This window comes from Sphingorhabdus sp., from assembly GCF_044338195.1.
Lineage (GTDB): Bacteria > Pseudomonadota > Alphaproteobacteria > Sphingomonadales > Sphingomonadaceae > Sphingorhabdus_B.
Window position 1 is genome coordinate 20592 of sequence record NZ_JBIIMC010000023.1, and the last position, 10603, is coordinate 31194.

The 10603-nt window shown below is 56.4% G+C and carries 7 protein-coding genes; all 7 read right to left on the reverse strand.

Translation table 11 applies throughout. The annotated features are described in order from the left end of the window. Window positions 1–99: 99 nt before the first annotated feature. Window positions 100–1617 carry a BCCT family transporter gene (locus tag ACIQZK_RS07755; RefSeq protein ID WP_397575627.1) on the reverse strand — a complete coding sequence of 506 codons (1518 nt, stop codon included), beginning with the start codon at window positions 1615–1617 and terminating at the stop codon, window positions 100–102. Between the two features lie 95 nt (window positions 1618–1712). Continuing rightward, on the reverse strand, window positions 1713–2219 hold the full coding sequence (locus ACIQZK_RS07760; RefSeq protein ID WP_397575628.1) for a sarcosine oxidase subunit gamma: 507 nt from the start codon (window positions 2217–2219) through the stop codon (window positions 1713–1715). Continuing rightward, on the reverse strand, window positions 2212–5073 hold the full coding sequence (locus ACIQZK_RS07765) for a 2Fe-2S iron-sulfur cluster-binding protein (RefSeq protein ID WP_397575629.1): 2862 nt from the start codon (window positions 5071–5073) through the stop codon (window positions 2212–2214). The genes ACIQZK_RS07760 and ACIQZK_RS07765 overlap by 8 nt, the downstream gene beginning before the upstream one ends. Then, window positions 5070–5342: a sarcosine oxidase subunit delta gene (locus ACIQZK_RS07770; RefSeq protein WP_183942237.1), complete on the reverse strand. Its 273-nt coding sequence runs from the start codon at window positions 5340–5342 to the stop codon at window positions 5070–5072. The genes ACIQZK_RS07765 and ACIQZK_RS07770 overlap by 4 nt, the downstream gene beginning before the upstream one ends. After that, window positions 5342–6595: a sarcosine oxidase subunit beta family protein gene (locus ACIQZK_RS07775; protein ID WP_324478398.1), complete on the reverse strand. Its 1254-nt coding sequence runs from the start codon at window positions 6593–6595 to the stop codon at window positions 5342–5344. Before ACIQZK_RS07775 ends, ACIQZK_RS07770 begins: the two co-directional genes overlap by 1 nt. Continuing rightward, the gene (locus ACIQZK_RS07780; protein ID WP_397575630.1) at window positions 6592–7794 is read right to left on the reverse strand and encodes an aromatic ring-hydroxylating dioxygenase subunit alpha; all 1203 of its coding nucleotides are present in this window, start codon (window positions 7792–7794) and stop codon (window positions 6592–6594) included. Before ACIQZK_RS07780 ends, ACIQZK_RS07775 begins: the two co-directional genes overlap by 4 nt. Window positions 7795–7798: 4 nt before the next feature. Beyond that, the gene (locus tag ACIQZK_RS07785; RefSeq protein WP_397575631.1) at window positions 7799–10306 is read right to left on the reverse strand and encodes an FAD-dependent oxidoreductase; all 2508 of its coding nucleotides are present in this window, start codon (window positions 10304–10306) and stop codon (window positions 7799–7801) included. Window positions 10307–10603: the final 297 nt, after the last annotated feature.

Below are 10603 nucleotides of genomic sequence, written 5' to 3' on the forward strand. Positions count from 1 at the left end.
AATAATGCTATGCATTTTCGACATAGCCAGATTATCCGCCAGCTGCGTTGCAGGCTTGCATCACTTTTCTGGACATCGACCCAGCGGCAAAATGTCCGCTTATATGTTGCGGCTATCGTCCGGATTGCGATGTAGCGCCAACAATCCCTTCAGCGTGCCCAGACACATGCACAATAATATCAAAGCCAATGGCAGACCGGTCGCGATTGCCCCCGCCTGAAGCGACGTGAGACCGCCACTGAGCAACAGCACGACGCCAATACCGCCAACCGCGACCAGCCAGATGGTCTTTTGCCGAAGCAGTGTATCGGTGCGTCCGCCCGCGGTCATGGTGTCAATCACCAGCGTGCCTGAGTCCCAGCCCGTCACGAAAAAGATCAGGATCAAGCCAATGGCAACGAATGACGTGAATTGCGCCCAAGGCAAAGCGCCGAGCAGCACAAATAGCTGTGTATCCAATGACGCTTTGGCCAAGTCCGCACCATTGCCGGCAACGATTTGCGCGATGCTCGCGTCCCCAAAAATCGTTAGCCACAAGATGCCCAGCAGGCTTGGCGCGATCATGGCCCCGGCAATGAATTCACGCACCGTCCGGCCCAATGAAATGCGCGCCATGAACATGCCCACAAATGGGGCCCAGCTGATCCACCATGCCCAGTAATAGACCGACCAGTCGTTGTAAAAGCCGGTGTCGGTGCGACCAACCGGATTGGATAATGCCGGCAGAAATTTGAGATAGTTGACGATATTGGTCGCAAGATCGCCGATGAGTTGAAGCGTGGATCCGGTCGTTAAGACAAAGACCAGCAAGGCAAAGGCAACCCACATGTTGACCTCGCTCAAAATGCGGATGCCGCGATCAATACCACCCCGGATCGACAGAAACGTGATCCCTGCCATCACGGCTATCAACGCCAGGATCGTGAGTGACGAATTCGCTATGCCGTAAAGATAGACGATCCCCGCCATCGCTTGCTGCGCACCAAGCCCAAGCGACGTGGCCAGTCCAAAGATGGTCGCAAGGACCGCAAGCACTTCAATGACATCGCCTGTGCGGCCCCAAACCGCCTTTCCAAACAAGGGGTAAAATGCCGACCGCATCGACAGCGGCATGTTGAAATCAAAGCTGAAGAGCGCAAGCGCCAGACCCGTGACCGCAAAAATGGCCCATGGATGCAACGCCCAGTCAAAGATGGTCGCCGCCATCGCCATGCTGCGCGCGGCTTGTGCGTCGCCAACAGCGCCGCCCAACGGCGCCGCAGGACCGCCCGCCATGGAAGAGGTAAAATGGGTCACTGGTTCACCCACGCCATAAAACACCAAGCCAATGCCCATGCCTGCGCCAAACAGCATCGCAAACCACGACAGTCGCGAATAATCAGGCGTAGCGCCTTTGCCGCCCAACCGGATTTTCCCCAGCGGTGACAGTGCGACAACGACGCAAAAGATCAGAAGAAGATTGCCCGACATCATGAAGAACCAGTCGAAATGGGCAACCGCACCACTCCGCAGGCCCGCAAACAGGTCCGCCGATGCTTTAGGCGCGATCAGGCTGAATAAAATGACCGCGAACGCGATAATTGCCGTCGGAAAAAAGACAGCGGGATTGATATGCATCCCACCCCAATGGCGATTGGATTGGCCATAGTTCCCCAGATCTATCGCTTTGTCCCAATCCGCCAATGAACTCTCCTTAAGGTCTCAAACAACCATCAATGGCTGGCAGCCGCTGTGAACGCCGTCCATAGCCATGCGGCAAAACTGCGCCACACCTCAACATGGAAACGATCTTCACCCTCGCGGATGATGATGATTTCGACCGTTTCATAAATTGTTCGTGTGGCCCGACCGACCGCAAAATTGTCGAGGTCGAGCGGGCAACCTGTCATCAGCAGTTCCGCTGCGCGTGGCCCTTCAAGGACGAGGCAGATAGACCGTTCGCTGATGTCTGTGATGGCAACCGGCAATCCCGCGCCGGTCGGCATGGCCGTGTCTGCTGGCGTGCGCAGGAGCCATTCATCCGGACCAAGACACGCAATGCCGCCTTCGGTCGCGCCGATTTTCTGTGGCACTTTTGCGTTGAGCACAGTTTCCAGAGCTTCGGCAGTCCGCGCCCGCAGCGAATAGCGCTTCAGCGGCGCAGCAAGGCGGATGCTGACACCGTCGGCTACGTAAGGCGTTGAAGAAACGGGTTCGTTCCTGAAAAGGGCATTAGACATGCAGCCGCGCTCCTTCTGCATCATAAAAAACCATGCCGCTCACTTTGGCCGAATGCGTTTTGCCCGGCATCGGGATGTGCAGCGTGCCGCCCATCATGTCGTGCCCTCCTGCCACTAAGGCAAAAGCGATCGACCGGCCAAGCGTTTCGCTCCAGTAGGAAGAGGTCACATGGCCGATCATCGTCATCGGTATTGGCTGGCGCGGGTCGGCAACAATCTGCGCACCTTCTTCCAGTACAACATTGGGATCATCGGTCAGGAGTCCGACCAATTGTTTCCGGCCCGGCGCAACGATGTCAGACCGCGCCATGGACCGTTTACCGACAAAGTCCGGCTTTTTCTTGCCCACCGCCCAATCGAGACCAGCATCAAACGGGGTCACCGTGCCGTCGGTATCTTGCCCCACGATGATGAAGCCCTTTTCGGCGCGCAGAACGTGCATGGCCTCTGTGCCGTAGGGGGTGATGTCAAATTTCGCACCCTCTGCCATCAAATGTTCCCACAAGGCGCGGCCATAAGCCGTCGGCACGTTGATTTCGAAACCAAGTTCGCCCGTGAAACTCACCCGGAACAGGCGCGTTGGAATGCCGCAGATTGTGCCTTCGCGAATGGCCATATGCGGAAAAGCGTCAGCGGATAGGTCAATGCCCTCCACCAGTGGTTCCAACAATTTGCGCGCATTCGGACCTTGCAGCGCAATGACCGCATATTGCTCGGTCGTGCTGGTCAACCAGACGTCAAGGTCAGGCCATTCTGTCTGGAGATAATCCTCCATCATATTCAGCACACGCGCGGCACCGCCGGTCGTGGTGGTCAGATGGAACCGGTCGGTCGCCAACCGCGCCGAAACACCGTCATCCGTGATGAACCCATCCTCTTTCAAAAGCAGCCCATAGCGGCACCGGCCTGGCTCAAGCGCTTTCCACGGGTTGGTATACATGCGGTTCAGGAATTCGGCGGCATCGGGGCCGACGACTTCAATCTTGCCCAAGGTCGATGCATCAAAAATGCCGAGTGACGACCGCACAGCAACGCATTCGCGGTTCACCGCCGCATGCATGTCCTCGCCAGCGCGCGGGAAATAACGCGCGCGCCGCCACTGTGCGACCAGTTCGAACACCGCGCAATTTTCCGCGGCCCAGCCGTCGATGTTGGTCGTCCGTGTCGGTTGGAACAATGCGCCCTTTGCATGGCCCGCGAACGCACCAAAAGTCTGCGGCGTATATGGCGGGCGAAAGCTTGTCAGACCAATATCGGTCACCGGCTTTGAAAGTGCCGTTGATGCAATCTGCAAGCCATTGAGGTTCGATGTCTTGCCCTGATCGGTCGCCATGCCGTTGGTTGTGTAGCGCTTGATATGCTCGATAGAGCGAAAGCCCTCACGCACCGCCAGCTTGATATCCTTTGCCGTGACATCATTCTGGAAATCGACAAAGGCCTTTATCCGGCTTTGGTCCTTGGGCGTTGGCAACACATCAACAATCACGCCGCTACCAAAATCCCAGCCGCCTGAACATGCCCCGACACAGCGCACATTTTCGTTCGGTTGATCGGGAACATACGCGCCGATGTCATCGCGCCATGCAAGCGATCCTTTGCTGTGCGACCATAAATGCACACTCGGCGTCCAACCGCCAGCCATCAACAGCGTATCGCAATCGACGCGCGCGCCAAGATAATCGGCATTGTTGCAGATCTGGATGGATGTGACCCGATGCCGGCCATTTACGCCAGTGACGCTATGATTGAGGTGCACGTTGATGCCAAGTCGGTTGGCCTCGTCCAGCAGCGCAGATGACACCTCGGTGCGCACATCGATGATCGCTTTTATACCGACACCCGCTTTTGCTAAGGCGAAGACATCATGCCAGCCGCTGTCATGCGCGGTCATCAATGCGACCGACGTGCCGACCGCAACGCCGTAGCGATTGGCGAAAACCTTTGCGGCAGACGACAGCATCACGCCGGGCGTGTCGTTGCCGTCAAAAACGAGCGGTCGTTCAATCGCACCTTGCGCAAGGACCACTTCACCGGCCCGGATGCGCCATAATTTTTCGCGCGGGCTGTCCGAATTGTCCGGCATGTGATCGGTCAACCGCTGCACCGCGCCAATAAAATTGTCGTGATAATAGCCGAACGCTGTGGTGCGGATGAGTATCGTGACATTGGGCGCATCGATGAGCGCTTTGCGACTGCGCTCCAACCACGGCCATAGAGCCGGATCAGCCAGAGCACCGCCGCCAAGTTCATCCTGTTCATCGATCAGGATGATGCGCTTGTTCGAACCCATAGCTTCCAATGCAGCATCAATACCGGCGGGTCCTGCGCCAACGATCAACAGGTCGCAATGCGCGTAGGTGGATGCATAAATGTCGGGATCTTCTTGGGTCGGCGCATCGCCAAGTCCAGCCATCTTGCGAATCGCTGGTTCATACAGCTTTTCCCAAAAAGAACGCGGCCACATGAAAGTTTTATTGTAAAAACCAGCAGGGAAAAACATGCCCAACCGATCATTTATTGCGCCAAAATCGCGCTTAAGCGACGGCCAGCGATTTTGACTGAAGGCGTTGAGCCCCGCATGAATCTCGACACCGGTCGCGCGCAGATTGGGCGTGAAGCGACCCGCCCCGCGATCCACCGATATGAGCGCATTTGGCTCCTCACTGCCCGCTGCCATAATGCCGCGCGGGCGGTGATATTTGAACGATCGGCCGAACAGGCTGATCCCATTGGCAAGCAAGGCCGAAGCCAAAGTGTCGCCTGCGAAACCTTGATAGGAATGTCCATCAAAGCTGAATTCAACCGGTCGGCTGCGATCAACGCGTCCGCCATTTTCGAGACGATATCCGCTCATCGCCGCGGCTCCCCAGCCTTGTAAGTCGTTTCAAATTTGTCGGTCACTGTGTCGCGTACGGCGTTGAAAAAGCGGCCGCACCCATGCACATGCCGCCAGCGTTCGTGGTGCCGTCCGCGCGGATTGGCGCGAATGAAAAGATAGGCTTCCCATTCTTCGTCGCTCTGGCTTGACGGGTCCAATGGGCGGGCAACATGCGCCTGCCCAGCATTGGCAAATTCGATTTCGGGACGTTTCTCGTCACAATAAGGGCAGTGAATTAAGATCATTAGTGTGCCACCGCCGCTGCTGCCGCTTCATCGATCAACCGGCCATTGCGGAAGCGGTCGAGATTGAAGGGCGCGTTGATACGATGCGGTTCGTCCTTCGCCATGGTGTAGGCCAGCAAATCCCCAGCCCCCGGCGTCGCCTTAAAGCCGCCAGTGCCCCAGCCGCAATTGACATATAGCCCCTTGACCGGGGTCTTGCCCAATATCGGTGAACGGTCAGGCGTCACATCGACAATCCCGCCCCATGTGCGCAACATCCGCATCCGCCTGTAAATCGGAAAAATCTCGCAGATTGCGGCGAGCGTATGTTCAATAATGTGAAGCGCGCCGCGTTGCGAGTAGCTCACATATTGGTCGGTACCTGCGCCAATGACCAACTCGCCTTTGTCCGACTGGCTCATATAGGCATGAACCGTGTTCGACATAACGACGCACGGGAAAGTCGGTTTGACGGGCTCTGAAACCAGTGCCTGCAAGGGGTAGCTTTCCAACGGAAAGTCCAGACCGGCCATCTGCATAACGACAGACGTGTTGCCCGCCGCTGACACGCCAATCCGCTTTGTCGCGATAGGCCCGCGCGTGGTTTCAACGCCTTCGACCGCACCATCGGCACCGCGCCGAATAGCCGTTACGGCGCAGTTCTGGATGATATCAACGCCCAAAGCTGCCGCGGCCCGCGCATAGCCCCACGCCACCGAATCGTGCCTTGCGGTGCCGCCGCGCCGTTGCAATGCCGCACCCAACACGGGATGCCGCGCGTCTGGCGAAATGTTCAGCGGCGGGCAATAATCTTTGGCCTGCTGCGGCGTCAGCCATTCATTGTCGACACCGTTCAGCCGGTTGGCATTGATATGCCGCTGCAGGCTCTGCACATCATGCACATTGTGCGCGAGCATCATGACGCCGCGCTTCGAATACATGACATTGTAGTTAAGTTCCTGGCTCAACCCGTCCCAAAGCTTCACCGCATGATCATAAAGATGCGCGCTTTCGTCATAGAGATAGTTTGACCGGATGATCGTGGTGTTACGCCCAGTATTGCCGCCGCCGATCCAGCCTTTTTCAAGCACGGCGACGTTGGTAATCCCATATTTTTTGGCGAGATAATATGCCGCGCCCAGCCCGTGTCCGCCGCCGCCGACGATGATGGCATCATAAGCCGGTTTTGGTGCGGCATCGGGCCATTGTTCGGGCCAATCCTGATGTCCGCCAAGCGCTTTGGCGAAGAGACTGAAGGCACTGTGGTGGGTCATGATATTTTCTCAAGCGCAGCTTTAGCGCAGTCCACATAGAAACTCTTAAAGTCGTCGACCAGCTTTTCCTCCACGGCATATGGCCCCGGAATATAGCCATCACTGGCGATACCGCGATGGTTGATCGCGGAGAAATGCCCGTCCTGCTCATTTGTTTTGCGCCACAATGCGGCCAAATGGTCGGGATCGTAATCGACGCCCTCAACCGCATCTTCGTGCACCAGCCAACTAGTCCGCAGTAATGTCTTGTCCGGCGAAATCGGTGTCAGTGAAAATGTCACGACATGGTCACAGCAGAAATGGTGCCAGCTATTGGGCTGAGTCCAAACAGACAGGCTCGACGTTTCAGGCGCGGTAAATGGCCCGATCAATTTTTGACACGCAAGCTTGCCATCTATCGATTGCGTAACCGCACCATTGGCCAGCGCCAGACGCGCGACCCGGTGCCACCAGCCGTCGGGAAATTCGATCAGGTCATGGTCGATGCCGAGTGCTCTCCACTCTTCATGCTTCGCCGCATTATCGGGCGCATCTTTACCAAAGCCTGTTGTTCCAAGCACACTAATCAGTTCAGGATGACCGACGTCGCAATGGTAACATTCGCGATTATTCTCCATCACCAATTTCCAGTTGGCGTCTTCGATATAATTGTCCTGAACAACGACCTTTAGCTTTTCGATGTCATAGACCGAAATCTGTTCGGATATGTCCGCCTTTACGCGGTCAATCGGCGGTGGATTATCACTCAGGCAGATGAAAATCAGGCCGCCGACATTTTCCAACGCCACCGGCGAAAGCCCATGATCTGCTTTGTCAAAATCCTCCGCCATGCTGCGCGCGGCAAGTAGCTGGCCATCAAGACCATAGGTCCATTGATGATAAGGGCACATTAAACGCGGCGCCCGTCCGCGCTGTTCCAGGCAGATTTTGGCCCCGCGGTGCCGGCAGCTGTTCCAAAACGCGCGCACTTGCATGTCTCGGCCACGCACGATGACGATGGAATTCTGCGCCAGTTCGAACACGAAAAAATCGCCCGGATTTTTCACATGCGCCGCGGTACAGGCATACAGCCAAACCGACTTTAGCATGACCTGCGTATCAAATTCGAAAGCGTCTTCGCCGACATATAATTCGCGCGGCAGGGTGTGACCCTTGCGATCCTGCGCAAGCAAATCAGCGATGGGGGCGAAACGAGACATGGGCTTAGCTCTTCAATGCATTATTGTCAGGGTCGAACGGCGAGTCCGCAATGATCGTCGCCTTGTGGCGAACGCCCAAGATCGCGATTTCAAACTCTGCGCCTATCTGCGCCAAATCAGGCCGTACCATCGCGAGCGCAAGCGACTTGCCCACGCGCCAACCATAACCGCCCGAGGTCACGCGGCCGACGATATCATCGCCATGATAAATCGGCTCAGACCCGCGTGCATCGGCATCGGTTACATTATGCACTTCCATCGTCACAAGCGTATTGGCACTGCCTTGTTCCTGCCATGCAAGCAACGCCTCGCGGCCATGAAAGGTTGGTTTCTTGAGGCTGACAAAGCGGTCCAACCCGCTTTCAAACGCCGAATACTCAACCGACAATTCGCGTGGGATAAGCTTGTAGCTTTTTTCGAGCGCCATTGACGTCATCGCGCGGATACCGAACGGCTTAATCTCAAACTCCGCGCCAGCCTCCATCAACCGGTCAAAAATATAATTCTGCATTTCGATCGGATGATGGATTTCCCAACCAAGCTCACCGATGAAATTGACCCGCAGCGCGTCGACCTGCGCCAGACCAATGCTCATTTTCTTGCCGGTCAACCATGGGAAGGCTTCATTGGACAAGTCGGTATCGGTCAGCTTCGCCAACACATCGCGCGAACGCGGGCCCGCCAGTACAAGCACGCCCATAGCCGTGGTCAGCCGTTCAAAGCTAACGGATCCATCGCGCGGCAGGGCCTTTTTCAAATAATCATGGTCATGCCGTTCATAGGCGCCAGCCGAGACAAGATAATAACGCTGCGGTGCCGCTTTATACACGGTGAACTCGCTGCGTACGCCACCCTTGCGGGTGAGCAGATAGGACAAGGTTACGCGCCCGACCTTTTTCGGCACTGCATTTGTAAGCAGCTGGTCGAGCCAGGCTTCCGCACCCGGGCCTGATATTTCGCATTTGGCGAATGCGCTCATATCCTGAATGCCGACTTTTTCGTGCACATGGCGACACTCATTGCCGACATGTTCGAAATAGTTGGACCGACGGAACGACCATTTTTCGCGAATGGGTTGATCGGCAACGACGGGATGATTGTCGTTCAAAAGCACGTCGGGCTTGTCGAGATCAGCCTCGCTGAGCGCATAGCCCTCGGGCGCAAACCAATTGGGGCGTTCCCAACCGAACACACTGCCAAACACCGCGCCAAGCGCCTTCATCCGGTCATAGCAAGGGGTGCGACGCAGTGCGCGTCCCGCTTCGCGTTCCTCGTCCGGATAATGCACGGTGAAGACCTTGGCATAGGCTTCTTCGTTCTTCTCAATCAAGAAGCCGCGGCCAGCATAATCGCCAAAGCGACGCGGATCGACGCCCATCATGTCGATCGTCGGTTCACCATCGACAATCCAATGTGCCAATTGCCAACCTGCGCCACCTGCGGCGGTAACGCCAAAACTGTGGCCTTCGTTGAGCCAGAAGTTTTTCAGGCCCCATGCCGGTCCGACAATAGGCGACCCGTCGGGCGTATAAGCGATTGCGCCATTATAGACGCGCTTGATGCCAACCTCGCCAAAGGCTGGCACACGCTTCATGGCGGCGAGGATATAAGGCTCGAGCCGTTCAAGCGCGTCAGGGAACAATTCATATTCACTCGTTGCAGAAGGACCATCAACATAGCAGGCCGGCGCACCCAATTCATATGGCCCCAACAACAGGCCGCCCGCTTCCTCACGCATATAATAGCTGGCGTCGGATTCACGCAGGACACCCATTTCGGGCAATCCCGCTTTTTTGCGCGCCATGATGTCCGGATGCTGCTCGGTCACGATATATTGGTGCTCGACCGGGATCACAGGGATATCGAGGCCAACCATTGCGCCTGTCTGACGCGCGAAATTACCGGAGCAGGAGACGACATGCTCGCACGTGATATCGCCCTGATCCGTTGAGATAAGCCATTCGCCATTGGGCTGCTGCGTGATCGCGGTGACGGTTGTGTTGCGATAAATAGTCGCGCCGCGTTGCCGCGCGCCCTTGGCCAATGCCTGCGTCAAATCGGCGGGCTGGATATAGCCATCATCGGGATGCTGGATAGCGCCGATGACGCCGTCCATGTCGGCAAGCGGCCAAATATCTTTGACGTCGTCGGGGCTCAGGAAATTGACATCGACGCCAATGGTACGCGCAACGCCTGCATAATAATTATACTCATCCATCCGGTCTTTGGTGGTCGCGAGCCGGATGTTCGTGACTTGCGAAAAACCGGCATGCAGGCCGGTTTCTTCCTCGAGCGTCGGATATAAGCCGACCGAATATTGATGCAGCTTGCCGACGGAATAGCTCAGGTTGAAAAGCGGCAAAAGGCCCGCGGCATGCCAGGTTGAGCCGGAGGTTAACTCCTTACGCTCAAGCAAGACAACATCGCTCCACCCCATTTTGGCAAGATGGTACAACGTGCTTACGCCGACAACGCCACCACCAATTACAACCGCCCGTGCTGTGCTCTTCATATTATCCACCAATTTTCGTTATCGCGGCCCTATGTCAGACTAAAAGCTGGTGCGGCAATCGGATTGCGCGATTGAATCACAGCAACAGGTTTTTCTAATATTACATATTAGTACTGTTTACTTGGCGACCAAGCAAGGCCGGGAAAAGGTACCGATTTCCTTGGGTGCCGTGGCCGCGCAATATACAGTTGTCACAAGACCGTTCGGTCCGCCCAATGCGCGTGGGTTCCGCTGCTGATCTTATGTGGCAGCGCGATTCTGCACACCGGCCCATCATCAAAGCGTTTGCAGTCGATG